Annotated in this window: 16 protein-coding genes and 1 pseudogene; 9 read left to right on the plus strand and 8 right to left on the minus strand. The window is 73.2% G+C overall.

Annotated elements, in window-relative coordinates:
* Positions 1-118: 118 nt before the first annotated feature.
* The 4 genes from ACFU5F_RS35140 to ACFU5F_RS35155 all read right to left on the minus strand — a co-directional run bounded on the left by ACFU5F_RS35140 (position 119) and on the right by ACFU5F_RS35155 (position 3332).
* A complete protein-coding gene (locus ACFU5F_RS35140; protein ID WP_383896364.1) occupies positions 119-805 on the minus strand; it encodes a response regulator in 687 nt (228 codons plus the stop codon).
* A gap of 22 nt (positions 806-827) precedes the next feature.
* On the minus strand, positions 828-2066 hold the full coding sequence (locus ACFU5F_RS35145) for a sensor histidine kinase (RefSeq protein ID WP_383896367.1): 1239 nt from the start codon (positions 2064-2066) through the stop codon (positions 828-830).
* A 160-nt stretch (positions 2067-2226) separates the two neighbouring features.
* Positions 2227-2505, minus strand: coding sequence for a hypothetical protein (locus ACFU5F_RS35150; protein ID WP_383896370.1), 279 nt, complete (start codon positions 2503-2505; stop codon positions 2227-2229).
* Between the two features lie 26 nt (positions 2506-2531).
* Positions 2532-3332 carry a PspA/IM30 family protein gene (locus ACFU5F_RS35155; RefSeq protein WP_060884980.1) on the minus strand — a complete coding sequence of 267 codons (801 nt, stop codon included), beginning with the start codon at positions 3330-3332 and terminating at the stop codon, positions 2532-2534.
* A 334-nt stretch (positions 3333-3666) separates the two neighbouring features.
* On the opposite strand from ACFU5F_RS35155, the gene ACFU5F_RS35160 reads away from it, so the two are divergent.
* On the plus strand, positions 3667-4296 hold the full coding sequence (locus ACFU5F_RS35160) for a DUF3043 domain-containing protein (protein ID WP_383896374.1): 630 nt from the start codon (positions 3667-3669) through the stop codon (positions 4294-4296).
* A gap of 80 nt (positions 4297-4376) precedes the next feature.
* Positions 4377-5090 carry a class I SAM-dependent methyltransferase gene (locus ACFU5F_RS35165; RefSeq protein ID WP_383896406.1) on the plus strand — a complete coding sequence of 238 codons (714 nt, stop codon included), beginning with the start codon at positions 4377-4379 and terminating at the stop codon, positions 5088-5090.
* 241 nt (positions 5091-5331) lie between these two features.
* Here the strand turns inward: ACFU5F_RS35165 and ACFU5F_RS35170 are convergent, their stop codons facing one another.
* On the minus strand, positions 5332-5544 hold the full coding sequence (locus tag ACFU5F_RS35170) for a hypothetical protein (RefSeq protein WP_383896377.1): 213 nt from the start codon (positions 5542-5544) through the stop codon (positions 5332-5334).
* A gap of 127 nt (positions 5545-5671) precedes the next feature.
* Here ACFU5F_RS35170 and ACFU5F_RS35175 point away from each other — a divergent pair, with 127 nt between their 5' ends.
* Positions 5672-6877 (plus strand): bifunctional adenosylcobinamide kinase/adenosylcobinamide-phosphate guanylyltransferase, encoded by a 1206-nt coding sequence (locus tag ACFU5F_RS35175; RefSeq protein ID WP_383896380.1) that lies wholly within the window; start codon positions 5672-5674, stop codon positions 6875-6877.
* Between the two features lie 18 nt (positions 6878-6895).
* Here ACFU5F_RS35175 and ACFU5F_RS35180 read toward each other — a convergent pair whose 3' ends face one another.
* Entirely contained in the window at positions 6896-7759 is an 864-nt protein-coding gene (locus ACFU5F_RS35180) for a class I SAM-dependent methyltransferase (protein WP_383896382.1), read from the minus strand.
* Positions 7760-7951: 192 nt separating this feature from the next.
* Here ACFU5F_RS35180 and cobT point away from each other — a divergent pair, with 192 nt between their 5' ends.
* Entirely contained in the window at positions 7952-9067 is a 1116-nt protein-coding gene (gene cobT, locus ACFU5F_RS35185) for a nicotinate-nucleotide--dimethylbenzimidazole phosphoribosyltransferase (RefSeq protein ID WP_383896385.1), read from the plus strand.
* A gap of 221 nt (positions 9068-9288) precedes the next feature.
* Complete coding sequence (locus ACFU5F_RS35190; protein WP_383896388.1) at positions 9289-10140, plus strand: hypothetical protein; 852 nt, start codon at positions 9289-9291, stop codon at positions 10138-10140.
* Here ACFU5F_RS35190 and ACFU5F_RS35195 read toward each other — a convergent pair.
* A pseudogene (locus ACFU5F_RS35195) lies at positions 10104-10847 on the minus strand (hypothetical protein); the annotation flags it as partial. The gene ACFU5F_RS35190 and the pseudogene ACFU5F_RS35195 overlap by 37 nt on opposite strands.
* Before the next feature lie 71 nt (positions 10848-10918).
* Between ACFU5F_RS35195 and ACFU5F_RS35200 the strand changes: the two are divergent.
* Positions 10919-11728: an adenosylcobinamide-GDP ribazoletransferase gene (locus tag ACFU5F_RS35200; RefSeq protein ID WP_383896391.1), complete on the plus strand. Its 810-nt coding sequence runs from the start codon at positions 10919-10921 to the stop codon at positions 11726-11728.
* A 24-nt stretch (positions 11729-11752) separates the two neighbouring features.
* Here ACFU5F_RS35200 and ACFU5F_RS35205 read toward each other — a convergent pair whose 3' ends face one another.
* A complete protein-coding gene (locus ACFU5F_RS35205) occupies positions 11753-12547 on the minus strand; it encodes an endo alpha-1,4 polygalactosaminidase (RefSeq protein WP_383896395.1) in 795 nt (264 codons plus the stop codon).
* A gap of 313 nt (positions 12548-12860) precedes the next feature.
* Here ACFU5F_RS35205 and ACFU5F_RS35210 point away from each other — a divergent pair, with 313 nt between their 5' ends.
* The 3 genes from ACFU5F_RS35210 to ACFU5F_RS35220 form a co-directional block, all read left to right on the plus strand.
* Positions 12861-14399 carry a leucyl aminopeptidase gene (locus ACFU5F_RS35210; protein WP_383896398.1) on the plus strand — a complete coding sequence of 513 codons (1539 nt, stop codon included), beginning with the start codon at positions 12861-12863 and terminating at the stop codon, positions 14397-14399.
* A gap of 281 nt (positions 14400-14680) precedes the next feature.
* Positions 14681-16069, plus strand: a complete 1389-nt coding sequence (gene lpdA / locus ACFU5F_RS35215) for a dihydrolipoyl dehydrogenase (protein WP_383896401.1) — start codon at positions 14681-14683, stop codon at positions 16067-16069.
* A 61-nt stretch (positions 16070-16130) separates the two neighbouring features.
* The coding region (locus ACFU5F_RS35220; protein ID WP_383896404.1) for a biotin/lipoyl-containing protein at positions 16131-16836 on the plus strand (706 nt) is incomplete at its 3' end.

A 16836-nucleotide genomic window follows, 5' to 3' on the forward strand; every position in this document is an offset into this window, starting at 1 on the left:
TGAAGCGATGGTGAGCGCTCACCCCATACCCTCGGCCACGGAAGCCCCCGTTCCCTCGCTCCCCAGGGCCATTTCCTTATGCCGCGCATACTCCGAGTGGAGTAGTCCCCGGCGGCTCTCAGTCCACCTTCGGTCGTACCAGGCCCGACTCGTACGCGAAGACCACCAGCTGGGCCCGGTCGCGGGCGCCGAGCTTGGCCATGCCCCGGTTGACGTGTGTCTTCACGGTGAGCGGGCTGACCTCCAGCCGCTCGGCGATCTCGTCGTTGGAGAGCCCACCCGCGACCTGGACGAGCACCTCGCGCTCGCGGCCGGTCAGGGTGGCGAGGCGCTCCGAGCGGGCGGCGCCCTGGTCGCCGTCGGCCGAGTCGTCCGGCTGGGCGAGGAAACGGGCGATCAGGCCCTTGGTCGCGGTCGGCGACAGCAGGGCGTCGCCGGCGGCGGCGACCCGGATCGCGTTCAGCAGTTCCTCCGGCTCGGCGCCCTTGCCGAGGAAGCCGGACGCGCCGGCGCGCAGGGACTGCACGACGTAGTCGTCGACCTCGAAGGTGGTGAGGATGACGACGCGGACCCGGGTGAGCGTCGGATCGGCGCTGATCAGGCGGGTGGCGGCCAGCCCGTCGGTGCCCGGCATCCGGATGTCCATCAGCACGACGTCGGCCCGCTCCTCCTTCGCGAGCCGTACCGCCTCCGCGCCGTCCGACGCCTCCCCCACGACCTCCATGTCCGGCTCCGAGTCGACGAGCACCCGGAAGGCGCTGCGCAGCAGGGCCTGGTCGTCGGCGAGCAGGACACGGATCGTCATACGGGGTCCCCCGGGGCGCTGGTCACGGTCGTGCCGCCTGCGCGGCGGTCGTGCGGGTCGTGAGCGGCAGGATCGCATGGACGCGGAACCCGCCGCCGTAGCGGGGACCGGTGGTGAGGGTGCCGCCCAGCGCGGTGGCGCGCTCGCGCATGCCGAGGAGTCCGTGTCCGCCGCCGTCGTCCGTCCCGCCCTCGCCGGCCGTCCCGGCCTGTCCGGTGCCGTTGTCGAGGACCGTGATCTCCACGTTCGGGCCGACGCGTACGACGCTGACCTCGGCCTTCGCCGCCCCGCCCGCGTGCTTGTGCACATTGGTCAGCGCCTCCTGGATGACGCGGTACGCCGCGAGGTCGACGGCCGCCGGGAGGCTCACCCCCTCGTCGGCACGGACCACCTCGACCGTGAGGCCCGCGCTGCGGAAGGTGCCGACGAGTTCGTCGAGCCGCACCAGGCCGGGGGCGGGTTCGGTGGGGGCCTCGGGGTCGCCGGACTGCCGGAGCAGGCCGACCGTGGCGCGGAGTTCGCCCAGTGCGGAGCGGCTGGCCTCGCGGACGTGCGCGAGGGCCTCCTTGGCCTGGTCGGGCCGCTTGTCCATGACGTGCGCGGCGACCCCGGCCTGCACGTTGACCAGGGCGATGTGGTGGGCGACGACGTCGTGCAGGTCGCGGGCGATCCGCAGGCGTTCCTCGGCGACCCGGCGACGGGCCTCCTCCTCGCGGGTGCGCTCCGCCCGCTCGGCGCGTTCCCGGATGGCGTGCACGAAGTCGCGGCGGCTGCGCACCGCGTCTCCGGCAGCGGCGGCCATGCCGGTCCAGGCGAAGAGGCCGATGTTCTCCTGGTCGTACCAGGGCAGCGGGCCGGCGAGCATGGCCGTGCCCGTCAGCACGGTCATCGTCAGCAGGCCCACGCGCCAGGTGGTGGGGCGGTCGGTGGTGGAGGCGACGGTGTAGAGGGCGATGACGGCGGACATCGCGACGGGGGCGCGCGGGTCGCCGGTCACCAGTTCGGCGAGGGTGAGGGCGGAGGTGGCGGCCAGCACGGCCAGGGGGGCGCGGCGGCGGGCGATCAGGACGGCGGCGGCCGGCACCATGAGCGCGATGCTGAGAGGGGCGGGGCTCCTGGCGCCCCACCTGCCGCCGTGCTCGGCGTGGGGGTCCACGAAGGCGCCCGCCACCATCGCGGCGAGGACGCCCAGGGCGAGGGCGGCGTCCAGCGCGAGGGGGTGCGCCGTGAGCCAGGTCCTGGCTCGGTGGAGGGTGCTCACGACCGCTTACGGTACGGGTCGGCCGACCAGGGCGGAACCGGTGGAGGGGATGGCCGCGGGGGTCGGGCCGGGCGTGTCGTACGGGTGCGGGTTCGACAGGGCTGCCCGCGGCTCCGCGCGCCCCGGAGAAGCGGGGCCGCGCCCCTGCTTCTCGCCCTGTTCACCCCGGGATCAGGCCGTCGTCGCTCAGCATCTCCCGGACCTCCTCCAGGGTCGCGTCCGGGGCCGGGAGAATCAGCTCCGACGGCTCGAGGGAGTCGTCGGAAAGCGGCGTGCCCAGTTCGCGGACCTTGTCCAGGAGGGCGTGGAGGGTGTGGCGGAAGCCGGGGCCGTCGCCGACCTCCATCTCCGCCAGGAGGACGTCGTCCAGCTTGTTCAGCTCGGCGAAGTGGGCGTCGTCCAGCCGCACCTGCCCCTCCCCCATGATCCGTACGATCATGTCGCCCTCCTCGGGACGCGTGACACCTACTTGTCGAAGCGCGGAGTGTCCTGCCGCTGGGACTGCTGCTGCGGGGCCGACTGGCCGGTGCCGCCCTCGATGGCCTGCTGCTGCGCGGACGGGCCGCCCGCCAGTTCCGCCTTCATGCGCTGGAGTTCCAGCTCGACGTCCGTACCGCCGGAGAGGCGGTCCAGCTCGGCCTGGATGTCGTCCTTGTGCATGCCGGAGGGGTCGTCGAGGGCGCCGGAGGCCAGCAGCTCGTCGATGGCGCCGGCGCGGGCCTGGAGCTGCGCCGTCTTGTCCTCGGCACGCTGTATGGCGAGACCGACGTCGCCCATCTCCTCGGAGATGCCGGAGAACGCCTCACCGATCCGGGTCTGGGCCTGGGCGGCGGTGTACGTGGCCTTGATGGTCTCCTTCTTCGTGCGGAAGGCGTCGACCTTGGCCTGCAGGCGCTGCGCGGCGAGGGTGAGCTTCTCCTCCTCGCCCTGGAGGGTGGAGTGCTGCGTCTCCAGGTCCGTCACCTGCTGCTGGAGCGCGGCGCGGCGCGAGAGCGCCTCACGGGCCAGGTCCTCGCGGCCGAGCGCGAGCGCCTTGCGGCCCTGGTCCTCCAGCTTCGAGGACTGGGACTGGAGCTGGTTGAGCTGGAGCTCCAGACGCTTGCGGGACGTGGCCACGTCGGCCACGCCGCGGCGCACCTTCTGGAGCAGCTCCAGCTGCTTCTGGTACGAGTAATCGAGGGTCTCGCGCGGGTCCTCGGCCCGGTCAAGGGCCTTGTTCGCCTTCGCGCGGAAGATCATCCCCATACGCTTCATGACACCGCTCATGGGCTTCGCGCGCCCCCTTCTGACGGACTCCAGCTCACAGGATCTGCGACAGAACCCACAGTACGGGCCCTGCTTCTATTACCGCACTGTTCGGGGACCGATGCGCTCATCCCCAAGGACGACTGTGTACGGCGGCGCTCCGGCGTAGGGAGTAGGTGTTCCCCGGGGTCGCGTACGCACCGATCCCACGGAATACCGCGGCCCTCCTACGGACCGGACGTCACCATGCTCCCCCTTTTCCGGTTCCCGGGCGCCCCCGGCCACATTCGCCCCACCTCTGTCTCCAGTACGGACGCCGGGTGTTGCCGGATCGTTCCCCACTCGGCTGGGGTCCATGCCCCGGCACCCCGTACCCTTGGGTTTTGTGTTCCGTAGCCGCGCCAAGAGCGAGAAGGAATCGGCCGCCGCCAAGGCGCCGGTGACCGACTCCCAGCAGACCCGTCACCCGCAGGCCCCCAAGGGCCGGCCCACTCCCAAGCGGAGTGTGGCCCAAGGCCAGCGTCGAAGCGTCGCCAATACGCCGACGACGCGCAAGGAGGCCGCCAAGCGCTCCCGCGACGAGCGCCGCTCCGCCATGGAGAAGCAGCGCCAGGCGCTGGCCACCGGCGACGAGCGCTACCTGCCCGCACGGGACAAGGGCCCGGTGCGCAGGTTCGCCCGTGACTACGTGGACTCGCGTTTCCACATCGCGGAGTTCTTCCTGCCGCTGGCGGTGCTCATCCTCGTACTGAGCATGGTGCGGGTGGCTTCGCTGCAGAACGTCGCGCTGCTGCTGTGGCTGTTCGTGATCGTGCTGATCGTGGTCGACTCCATCGGCCTCGCCTTCCGTCTGAAGAAGCAGCTGAACGAGCGCTTCCCCGACGCGAACAAGAAGGGCGCCGTCGCCTACGCCCTGATGCGCACGCTCCAGATGCGTCGCCTCCGGCTGCCGAAGCCGCAGGTCAAGCGCGGAGAGCGGCCCTGAGCACGACCCCCTTCTCCGGCGGTGCCGCCGAGGCCTGGCTGAACCGGCTGGGCACCCTGCGTGAGGTCGTGCGCCAGGAGCTGGTCTCCCGGCAGGTCGACGAACAGATAGCCGGACGCTTCCCGGTCGGGCAGCGGCTCCGGGTCCTCGACGTGGGCATGGGGCAGGGCACACAGGCGCTGCGGCTGGCCCGGGCCGGGCACGCGGTGACCGGGATCGAGCGGGAGGCGAAGCTGATCGCCGTCGCACGGGAGGCACTGGCCGCCGAGCCCGAGGGCATCCGGGGCCGGGTGCGGATCGTCGAGGGCGACGGCCGTGACACGGGTGTGCACTTCCTGCCGGGCAGTTTCGACGTGGTGCTCTGCCACGGGGTGCTGATGTACGTCGAGGAGCCGGACGCGCTGCTGGCGGGGCTGGCACGGATGCTGGCGCCCGGGGGGCTGCTGTCGCTGCTCGTCCGCAACGGCGACGCGCTCGCGATGCGGGCGGGGCTGGCCGGGGACTGGGCCGGGGCACTCGCCGCCTTCGACACCACCGCGTACCGCAACCGCCTCGGGCTGGACGTGCGGGCGGACAGGCTGGCGACGCTGACGGACGCGCTGGCGGGGATCGGGGCGCCGCTGCACGCGTGGTACGGGGTGCGGGTGTTCACGGACCTGGCCGCGGACGACGCGCTGGTCCCCGACGGTCAGGGGGAGCTGGAGGTGCTGCTCGCGGCGGAGGAGCGGGCGGGGCGGACGGATCCGTATCGACAGGTGGCGGCGTTGCTGCACCTGTGCGGGGTGCGAGGCTGAGGGCGCCTGAGAGCTCGGGGGGTGGCTGTCTCGTCGGCGGCCGCGGGCCCGGTGGGACTTCTCGCGCAGTTCCCCGCGCCCCTGAAAAGCAGGGGCTGCGCCCCCTGCTTTTCAGGCCCGCATGAGCCTGCCGCTTTGGGGCCCGCAGGGGCGTGGTCGGTCCACGAACCCCCGTCCTCCCGAACCTCCCACGGGGATCGGGGCGGAGCCCCGGACAGGAGCCCCGCCCCACCGCGGAGCGCTACGCGTCCTGCGCGTTCAGACTCATCGGCCCGTAGATCTCCGTCGTGTCCTCGAAGAGACGGACCTGATCGGCGCCACCCTCCAGGAGTTCCTTCCAGTGTTCCCCGATCCACGACTCGGCGTCCCCCTGGGTCGTGAACTCCTCGGGCTGGACCGCGGGCTGGACCTCCGCCCCGTCGGCCTTCTCGAACCGCCACGTCCATGCCGCCATGTGAGCCTCCGTAAGTACCGGCCCGGCACCGCACACAGGGTGCCAAGCAAGATCCGGTTCCTCCCCTGAGCCTAGTCGGACGCACAAGACCTGCGGGTGTTCATCGGGACACGCGAAAATCGGGGGCGTGGAACTGACTTTGCTCGGCACCGGCGCCCCCGCGGGGCTTCCCCGCCCCGACTGCCCGTGCGCGGCGTGCGCGACCGCGCTCGGTGATGCCGCGCGCGGGGCGACCGCGCTGCTCGTGGACGGCGCACTGCTGCTCGACCTCACTCCGGGCGCCGCCCTCGCGGCCGCGCGCGCCGGGCACTCCCTGACCGCGGTGCGGCAGGTGCTGCTCTCCCATCCCCACGACGGACCCCCCGTGGAGGTGCCGCCGGGGCTGCCGCAGCCGGGCCGGGTGCCGGACGGACGGGAGCTGGCACTGCTGACCGGGCACCGGGTCCGGGCCCTGTCCCTGGACGCGCCGGGCACGGGGTACGAGGTGACGGGGCCGGGCGGGCAGCGACTGCTGTATCTGCCGCCGAGGGGCGCGCCCGCCGGCCTGGAGGAGCACGCGGCGGAGCCCTACGACATGGTGCTCGCCGATGTTCTGGGGCGTCCGGACGCGCTGGCACGGCTGCGCAGGGCGGGTGCCGTCGGGCCGACGACCGATGTCGTGGCCGTGCACATCGACCACGACGTGCCGCCGGACGGCGAGTTGCCGCGCCGGCTCGCGGCGGCGGGCGCGCGCACCGTGCCGGACGGGACGACGCTGACGGTGGGCGTCTACGAGGACGTGCCCGACGTACCGCGCCGCACGCTGGTGCTCGGCGGGGCACGGTCGGGAAAGTCGGTGGAGGCCGAGCGGCGGCTGGAGGCGTTCCCGGACGTGCTCTACGTGGCGACCGGCGGGACGCGGGGCGGCGACGGGGAGTGGGCCGCACGGGTCACCGCCCACCGGGAGCGGCGGCCCGGTTCCTGGCGCACGGTCGAGACCTGCGACCTCGTCCCGCTGCTGAGGGACGACGACGGGGCGCCGCTGCTCATCGACTGTCTCTCGCTGTGGCTGACGGACGCGATGGACGAGGCGGGGGCGTGGGGCGACGCGGAGTGGGCCGACGGCGGGGAGCGCGCGCTTCGGGCGCGCGTCACCGAGCTGACGGACGCCGTACGGAACACGCGCCGTACGGTGGTCGCCGTCTCCAACGAGGTCGGTTCCGGCATCGTCCCCGCCACCGCCTCCGGCCGGCGCTTCCGCGACGAACTCGGACGGCTCAACGCGGCCTTCGGGGCGCAGTGCGAGCACGTGCTGCTGGTGGTGGCGGGGCAGGCCCTGTCCCTCCGGGGGTGAGGAAAGAGGCGCGGGAGCCTACGCGGGCGCTTGGGGTGCTGTGCGGCGCGCGAGGACGCGGTGGGCGCGGGGCGGGAACGGGGCGCAGGAGCGGGCGGCGAGGATCTCGTAGCCCAGGGCGCGCAGTTCGGTGAGCAGGTTGCGCAGGGGCATCAGGTGGAGGGGGCGGGGCCGGTCGCGCGGCCTCCAGTAGCGGCGGTCGGCGAGCGGTAGCGTGCCGAACGGGCGGACGGGGGCCGGGACTTCGAGGAGGAGATGGCCGCCGGGGCGCAGCACGGCGTGGGCGGCGCGGAGTTCCTCGCGGGGGTCGGCGGTGTGTTCGAGGTGGTGGAGCATGCTGACCACGTCGTAGCGGGCGCGCAGCCGTGCGGTGATCTCCGGGTCGGTGAGCAGACCCTGGTACGCCTCCTCCACCCGCCCCTCCTCCCAGGCCCGTTGGACGCGCCGGGTCGGGTCGAGGCCGTCGAAGGAGGTGTACGGGTGGACGGCCCGCGCTGCCTGCGGGAAGTGACCGTGTCCGGTGCCGACGTCCAGCCAGCTCTCCGGTTCGGCGTACGCCGGCAGCGCGCGGGCGGCGCCCAAGTGGTGTCCACGGCGCCGGTGCCCGTCGCGTTCGGCCCGATCGTCGTCCTCCGCGGGGTGCCGGCGCTCTCCGAGCAGCAGGCCGTCCGCGGTGGGCCGGGGGTTCTGGAAAGCGTGCGCGCAGTCCCGGCACTCGTCCACCACGAACGTGCCCGGCGTGCGCCGCCTGCCCTCCGGCGCACGCACCCGGGTGCGCAACTGCCGTGAGCCGCACCAGGGGCAGTCGTCCCGGCGCGGTTCGTGGAAGGGGTCGGCTCCCGTGGCGGGTCGGCCGGGCTCCGGCCGCGGGGTGGGGGGCATGGCGGCTCCTGGGAACGACGGGATCCCGTACGCGACAGGGGCGACGACGTACGGACATTCGCCCCAAAAAGGTACGTACGCGAGGGGGATCCCGGGCGCAATGACGTGCCCGTGGCGCGGTGGGACGTACGGACGCCGCGGGGGCACGGTGTGGCGCGGTCGTGTTCGATCCCTGCCGGTACTGTTCGGCGAATGAGCTCGCTTAATCTCGACGACTTCACCGATCTGATCGAGCGCCCCGACGGCGGGGTGCGCCGCGACGCCGAGGCGCGGCGGGAGCGGCAGACCGTGCCGCCCGGGGCGCTGGGCCGCCTCGACGAACTGGGTGAGTGGCTGGCGGCGGCGCAGTCGGCCGTACCGGTGCGGCCGATCGGCCGGGCCCGTGTGCTGCTGTTCGCGGGCGACCACGGGGTCGCCGGACTCGGCGTCTCCGCGCGGGCCGCGGGCACCGCGGAGGAGTTGGTGCGGGCCGTTCTCGACGGGAGCAGCCCGGTGGCGGTGCTGGCCCGGCAGCTCGACGTACCCGTCCGCGTGGTGGACCTCGCGCTGGACTGCGATCCCGAGGCGCTGCCCGCGGAGGTCGTACGGCATCGGGTGCGGCGCGGGTCCGGACGGATCGATGTCGAGGACGCGCTGACGGCCGAGGAGGCGGAGGCCGCGTTCCGGGTGGGTGTCGCCCTCGCGGACGAGGAGGCGGACTCCGGAACCGACCTCGTCGTCCTCGGTGATGTCAGCGTCGGCGGGACCACGGCGGCGGCCGTCCTCGTGGCCGGGCTGTGCGGGACCGACGCGTCCGTCGTCACCGGGCGGGGCGGCCGGGCGATCGACGACCTGGCGTGGATGCGCAAGTGCGCGGCGGTCCGGGACGCCCTGCGGCGGGCCCGGCCGGTGCTCGGCGACCAGCTGCAACTGCTCGCCACCGTGGGCGGGGCGGACCTGGCGGCGATGACCGGGTTCCTGCTGCAGAGCGCGGTGCGGAAGATGCCGGTGATCCTGGACGGTGTGGTGTCGGCGGCGAGCGCGCTGGTCGCCCAGCGGGTGGCCTTCCGCGCGCCGGACTGGTGGCTGGCCGGGCAGAGCAGCGGGGAGCCCGCCCAGGCCAAGGCCCTGGACCGGATGGCCATCGAGCCGCTGCTCGACCACGGCGTGAAGGTCGGGGAAGGGGCGGGGGCGCTGCTGGCGCTGCCGCTGGTGCGGGCGGCGGCGGCGTTGGCGGCGGAGCTGCCCGAGCGGGAACCGGACCCGGCGGAGCCGGTCTCGGCCGAGTCCGAATCGGTGAAGCCGGCCGTGGAGTACGACGCGACCTGAGCCTCGGCGCGGGGGGTCGGTTCTTCGGGTGCGGGTGAGCGGGGGCCGGTCGCACCCCTGAGCCCTCACGCGCGAAGGGTCGAGCGGGCCGGAGAGACCGGGATCACTCCGGCCCCGCCCAACTTCGCACCGTCCCGGCCGGTCTTCGAACACGGCGGGCGACACGGCCCGCCGGGTTGTCGCAGTCGCACGGACGAGGTCGCACGCATGAGGACGGACCGTTGAACAGGGCCGCCCGCCTGGCCCGGGCCGAATGGGGGCCCCTGTACGGGGTCCTGCGCCCGGCCCTGGCGGCCCGGCGCCTGCGGGCCGTCCCCATGACGCTCGCCGCCGTCTGCCTCGCGACGGTCGTGCACCTGGTGCACCGGCAGCCCTGGGGCTACCGGTTCATCGAGAACGTCGGTGCCGTGCGGGCCGAGGACCCGCTCGGGCTCGCGCTGCTGCGGACGCCGCTCTCCCTCTTCGTACCGGCGCTGGATCTGCCCGTGTGGGGTGCGCTGGCGCAGATCCTGATCGTGTTCGGGATCGCGGAGATCGCGCTGGGCCGGTGGCGGACGCTGGCGATCGCGTACGCCGCCACGCTGGCCGGCACGCTGTACGCGCGCGTGGGCATCGCCCTCGGGCCGGACGTGTTCTTCGTGGGGCTGCCCGCGTCGGACGCAGGGGTCGTGGACACCGGACCGTCGGCGGCCGTGGTGGGACTCGCGGTGTTCGTCGGGTGGCGGCACCGGGCGTACGTCACGGCGGGCGCGGTCGTGGTGGCGATGATCGTCGAGGTGCTGGTGAAGGAGAACCTCGCGGGCAAGGAGCATCTTGCGGCGATCGCGGCGGTGCTGCTGGTGTGCGGGACCGTGGCCGCACGTCAGCGGCGCTCCGGCCGCTCGGCCGGGCCAGGCGGCTCCTGCGGGCCCGCGCGCCCGGAAGGATCCGACGGACGTGACGGATCAGACGGACCTGACGAGTCAGACGGACGCGGCGGACCGGCGGAATGCGGCGGACCGGCGGGGAGCGCGGGGCGGGCGGCGGACTCCAGTGCCGGTGCGGCGTCCGGGGTGCCGCCGAGCCAGTCCTGAAGGCGTCGGCTGGGGCCGATCCAGCGGCGGTCGTGACGGTACGCCCGCTTCCAGGAACGGGCACGGGCCCGCGGACGGCGGCGGTAGAAGCGGCGGGCCCAGGCGGAGGTGGGGCGGGCCAGGCGGATCGCGCCGACGACGGCGATGACCGGGATGACCACCCCGAAGATCGCCGTGCGCGCCTTGCCCTTGGCGAGGGCGACCAGGGCGATGAGGAAGTTCGTCCCCATGCTGAGCATGACCGCCCCCCGGTCCTGCAGTTCCTCCTCGTCGAGGTCGTTGACGCCGAAGGGCAGGAAGCCGAGCAGCAGCAGGCCCACCAGGGCCGCCGTCAGGACGACCATCTCGACGCTCTGGCGGCCCTCCTCGCTCCAGTAGACGTCGTCCAGGTGGAGGATCAGCGCGAACTCGTCCAGCACCAGGCCGACCCCCATGCCGAACAGCACGGCGGAGACGAGGGCGCCGAAGCCGTGCCCGTCGCCGGCCACCGAACCGAAGCCGCCGACGACGGTGAGGACGACGCCGGGGACGACGTGGTGGATGTGCACCCCGCCGCTGCCGCTGATGTTGCGGAAGGGGCCCTTGCCCGCGCGGATGAGGCGGGTGATGACCCGGGTGATCAGGAACGTCAGGACGAACGCGGTGAGTGCGAGGAGCAGGGGAAGCTTGCCCGGCTCGATGATGTTCCGCTCCCACCAATGACCCATATGCGAACTTTATCCACCACCGCCTCCGGCCGCCGCCGAGGGCCGCCGGCCGTGCCGGGTAGCCTGCGCCGGTGTCCACGACCCCCGAGCCCCCCGTCCCGCCCCGCCCCGCGCTCCTCGACGGTCCGCGTTTCGCGTTCGGCACCCTGACCGTGCTGCCGGTGACCGTGCGCCGCTGGGATCGGGAGGCCGCGCGCGCCGGGATGCTGTGCGCACCGGTCGCCGGCCTGGTCGTCGGCCTGGGCGCGGCCGTGCTCGGCGGGCTTCTGCTGCTCCTGGGCGCCGGGCCGCCGCTCGCCGCCGTGGCCTCCGTCGCCGTACCGGCCGCCCTCACCCGGGGCCTGCATCTGGACGGGCTCGCCGACACGGCCGACGGGCTGGGCAGCGGCAGGCCCGCCGAGGACGCCCTGCGGATCATGAAGCAGTCGGACATCGGGCCGTTCGGGGTCGTCACCCTCGTGCTGGTGCTGCTGGCCCAGGCGGCCGCGCTCACCCAGGCGTACGACGAGTCCTGGGCGCTGGGTGTACTCGCGACGGCCGTTTCGGCGACCGCCGCGCGGCTGGCCCTGACCCTGGCCGCGCGCGCCGGCGTCCCTCCGGCCCGGCCGGAGGGGCTGGGGGCGGCGGTGGCGGGGGTGGTGCCGGTACGGTCCGCGCTGCTCGTGGCCGCCCTGGTCGGGTGCGCGGCGGCGGGCGCGGGAGCGCTCCTCGGGTCCTGGGAGCCGGGCCGCGCGGTCCTCGCGGTCGTCGTCGCCTGCGGTGCCGCCGAGCTGCTGCTCCGTCACTGCGTGCGGCGGTTCGGCGGTGTCACCGGTGATGTCTTCGGCGCTCTGGCGGAGACGGCGGCGACGGCGGCCCTCGTCGTCCTTGCCCTGGGGTGATCCGAGGGAAGCCGCCCGGGGTGGTCAGCAGGCTTTCCGCCACACCCCGAGGTCCCACTTCTTCAGCAGCGAACTGAGTTCCAGACGCCGGGCCTCGGGGCAGAAGTCCGCCGTCCGCATCTCGTACTCGACGTGGAAGACGGCCTTGCCGGCCTCGATGAACGGGGTCAGGTCGTCGCACTCCTCGAACTGGGCGCACTGTTCGTTGACGGCGAAGTCGAAGTCGTCCACGAGTTCCGGTATCTGGTCGAGGTCGTTCTTCAGGCCGACGGCGAGGCCGCGTTCGTGGGCCAGGCGGGCGACGAGACGGTTGTAGCGGAGCTGGTCGGCGGCCGTGAGGGGGAAGCCCGTCCGGTTGCGGTAGCCGTCCATGTTGTCGGGCTCGACCGCGTCGAAGCCCTTCTCCGCGCACATGTCGATGCGGGCGGCCATCAGGGGTTCGAGGATGCCGGTCTCGCGGATGTCGAGCCAGCGCTCGCCGTCCCAGCCGTTGCCCTTCCCCAGGACCGACTTCGGGAACTCCCCGGCGTCCGGGCGCCAGTCCTCCCAGGCCCCGGTCGACAGGTAGCAGATGACCTTGCGGCCGTCGTCGTGCAGCCCGGCGACCGTGTCGGCGGACTGGTCGAAGCCGTCGATGTCGTACACGGGGACGTCGACGGAGGTGTCCAGCCGCCCGCTGAGCTGCCACTGCCACTGCGTGCCCGGTTCCGGCCGCCAGGGGGCGCCCCGCTCCTCGCCGGTGCCGTCGTGGTCGGTGGCGCATCCCGCTGTCAGCAGGAGCAGGGACAACAGGGCGCTGCGGGCGGGGGCGCGGCTCATCGGGTGGGCTCCAGGGCGTGCGACGGCGTACCCGTGATGATCCCTCACGCCGGGTGCTGCGCGCGCAGACCCCCAAATGCGCCCCGGTCAGGGCGATAAGGGATCCCCCTATCTCTGAGACATGGGGATCTCCCTGCACGCCCGGAGCGCAAAGTCGGGGAGGCTGGTCGCAGCGGACGCCGCACGGACGGTGAGCGCGCGACCGGCCCCCGCCCCAGGTCCGATGGGCCGAACAAGGGCCTAGGCTCGTTCTCGGCACGTCGACCCATCCGTTCGGCCACCGAAACTCAATCGGAAGCGAGATTTCACCACCGTGACTGCTCTCACTCTCAGCACCGCCGCCGCGCCCGGCCTCCGCGCCGACGCGCTCGTGGTCGGTGTCGCGAAGGGCTCTGCATCTCGGCCTGGGGGCCTGGTCGTTGCGCCGGGCGCCGAAGCCGTGGACAAGGCCTACGACGGCAAGCTCGCCGGCCTCCTGGAGACCCTCGGCGCCTCGGGCGCGGAGGGCGAGGTGACGAAGCTGCCCGCGCCGTCCGGCTTCAAGGCGCCGCTCGTGGTGGCGGTGGGCCTGGGCGCGGTGCCCGAGAAGGACGGCGCGTTCGGCGCGGAGGCGCTGCGCCGTGCGGCCGGTGCCGCGGCCCGCGCCCTGTCCGGGACGAAGAAGGCCGCGTTCGCGCTGCCCGTCGGGGACGCCGACGCCGTGGGCGCCGTCGCCGAGGGCGCGCTGCTCGGCGCGTACTCCTTCGACGCCTACAAGAACAACGCCAAGGACCCGAAGGCGAAGGACGGCAAGGGGCCGCTCGCCGATGTCGTCCTGCTCGGCGCGAAGCCGCGCGACAAGGCCCACAAGGCCGCCGCCGAGCGCGCGACCGCGGTGAGCGAGGAGCTGAACCGCGCCCGCGACCTCATCAACACCCCGCCGAACGACCTCGACCCTGAAGCCTTCGCCGCCGTCGCCCAGACCGCGGCCAAGGAGCACGGCATCAAGGTGACCGTCCTGGACGAGAAGGCGCTCGCCAAGGGCGGCTACGGCGGCATCCTCGGCGTCGGCGCGGGCTCCGCGGCCACGCCCCGGCTGGTGCAGCTGTCGTACACCAGCTCCAAGGCGAAGAAGCACCTGGCGTTCGTCGGCAAGGGCATCACCTACGACTCGGGCGGCATCTCGCTCAAGCCCGCCGGGCACAACGAGACGATGAAGTGCGACATGAGCGGTGCGGCCGCCGTGTTCGCCGCGGTCGTCGCCGCCGCCCGGCTCAAGCTGGAGGTCAACGTCACGGGCTGGCTCGCCCTCGCCGAGAACATGCCGTCCGGCTCCGCCACCCGCCCGGGTGACGTGCTGCGCATGTACAGCGGCAAGACGGTGGAGGTGCTGAACACCGACGCCGAGGGCCGTCTGGTCCTGGCCGACGCGCTCGCCAAGGCGTCCGAGGACAAGCCGGACGCGATCGTCGACGTGGCGACGCTGACCGGGGCGATGATGCTGGCACTGGGCAACCGGACCTTCGGGATCATGGCCAACGACGACGCGTTCCGCTCCGCGGTGCACGAGGCGGCGGAGGAGTCCGGCGAGCCGGCGTGGCCGATGCCGCTGCCGGACCACCTGCGCAAGGGCATGGACTCGCCGACCGCCGACATCGCGAACATGGGTGAGCGGTACGGCGGCGGGCTCGTCGCCGGGTTGTTCCTGAAGGAGTTCGTGGGCGAGGGGATCACCTGGGCGCACCTGGACATCGCGGGGCCGGCGTTCAACGAGGGCGGGCCCTTCGGGTACACGCCCAAGGGCGGCACCGGGACCGCCGTGCGGACGCTGGTGCGGCTGGCCGAGCGGGCCGCCTCCGGCGACCTGGGGTGATGTCCGCCTAGCGGCTCGATCCGGCCGGTGGTACGGCGAGTGCGGGGGCGTGGGGACTGGTCGCGCAGTTCCCCGCGCCCCTTCGGGGCGCGCCTCCGTCACATCTGAGCGTGTGGTGTCTCACACCCCGGCCCGGCGTCTCGTTCGCCCGCGACAAGTGCGAAGATGGGGCTCGGCAGGACAGGGCCCCCACCACAGGGCCGAAGAAGAGCGGCCGGACACCAGCCGCCGCGCGGGTCTCGGACGACCGGCGTACGGCGCACATGCATGGAGGACGTGACGTGGCGAACGACGCCAGCACCGTTTTCGACCTAGTGATCCTCGGCGGTGGTAGCGGTGGTTACGCCGCGGCCCTGCGCGGGGCCCAGCTGGGCCTGGACGTCGCCCTGATCGAGAAGGACAAGGTCGGCGGCACCTGCCTGCACCGGGGATGCATTCCCACGAAGGCCCTGCTCCACGCGGGCGAGATCGCCGACCAGGCCCGCGAGAGCGAGCAGTTCGGTGTGAAGGCCACCTTCGAGGGCATCGACGTGCCCGCCGTGCACAAGTACAAGGACGGTGTGATCTCCGGCCTGTACAAGGGTCTGCAGGGGCTCATCGCCTCCCGCAAGGTCACCTACATCGAGGGTGAGGGCCGGCTGTCCTCCCCGACCTCCGTCGATGTGGGCGGCCAGCGCATCCAGGGCCGTCACGTCCTGCTGGCGACCGGCTCCGTGCCGAAGTCGCTGCCGGGCCTGGAGATCGACGGCAACCGCATCATCTCCTCGGACCACGCCCTCGTCCTGGACCGGGTCCCGAAGTCGGCGATCGTCCTCGGCGGCGGCGTCATCGGCGTCGAGTTCGCCTCCGCCTGGAAGTCCTTCGGCACCGACATCACGATCATCGAGGGGCTGAAGCACCTCGCCCCCCTCGAGGACGAGAACTCCTCCAAGCTTCTTGAGCGCGCCTTCCGCAAGCGCGGCATCAAGTTCAACCTGGGCACCTTCTTCTCGAAGGCCGAGTACACCCAGGACGGTGTCAAGGTCACCCTCGCCGACGGCAAGGAGTTCGAGGCCGAGCTGCTGCTGGTGGCCGTCGGCCGCGGGCCCGTCTCCGCCGGTCTCGGCTACGAGGAGCAGGGCGTCGCCATGGACCGCGGCTACGTCCTGGTCGACGAGTACATGCGGACCAACGTCCCGACCATCTCCGCCGTCGGTGACCTGGTCCCGACGCTCCAGCTCGCGCACGTCGGCTTCGCCGAGGGCATCCTGGTGGCGGAGCGTCTGGCCGGCCTGAAGACCGTTCCGATCGACTACGACGGTGTGCCGCGGGTGACGTACTGCCACCCCGAGGTCGCCTCCGTGGGCATCACCGAGGCCAAGGCCAAGGAGATCTACGGTGCGGACAAGGTCGTCGCTCTGAAGTACAACCTCGCGGGCAACGGCAAGAGCAAGATCCTCCAGACCGCGGGCGAGATCAAGCTCGTGCAGGTCAAGGACGGTGCCGTGGTCGGCGTCCACATGGTCGGCGACCGCATGGGCGAGCAGGTCGGTGAGGCCCAGCTGATCTACAACTGGGAAGCGCTGCCCTCCGAGGTCGCCCAGCTCATCCACGCCCACCCGACGCAGAACGAGGCGCTCGGCGAGGCCCACCTGGCCCTCGCGGGCAAGCCGCTGCACTCGCACGACTGACCCCTCGGTCGACGAAGCGACGATCCAGACTTCCGCAATTCGTTAAGGAGCAACAGAAACCATGGCGGTTTCCGTAACCCTTCCGGCGCTCGGCGAGAGCGTCACCGAGGGCACTGTCACCCGCTGGCTGAAGGCCGAGGGTGAGCGCGTAGAGGCCGACGAGCCGCTGCTCGAGGTCTCGACCGACAAGGTCGACACCGAGATCCCCTCCCCCGCCGCGGGCATCCTGGCCTCCATCAAGGTCGCCGAGGACGAGACGGTCGAGGTCGGCGCCGAGCTGGCCCTGATCGACGACGGCTCGGGCACGCCCGCCGCCGCCCCGGCCCCCGCCGCGGAGGAGGCCCCGGCCGCGGCCCCCGAGCCCGCCGCGGCCGCGCCCTCCACCGAGCAGGAGGCCCCCGCCCCGGCCCCGACCGCCGAGGCGGCCACCGGCGACGGCTCCGCCGAGGGCACCGACGTGGTCCTCCCGGCGCTCGGCGAGTCCGTCACCGAGGGCACCGTCACCCGCTGGCTGAAGGAGGTCGGCGACTCCGTCGAGGCCGACGAGCCGCTGCTGGAGGTCTCCACCGACAAGGTCGACACCGAGATCCCGGCGCCCACCTCCGGTGTGCTCCTGGAGATCACGGTCGCCGAGGACGAGACCGCCGAGGTCGGCGCCAAGCTGGCCGTCATCGGCGCCCCGGGTGCCGCTCCGGCGGCTGCTCCGGCCGCCCCGGCCCCGGCGCCCGCCGCCGCTGCCCCGGCCCAGGCTGCCCCCGCGCCCGCCC

The organism is Streptomyces sp. NPDC057438 (assembly GCF_042802995.1).
Classification (GTDB): Bacteria; Actinomycetota; Actinomycetes; order Streptomycetales; family Streptomycetaceae; genus Streptomyces.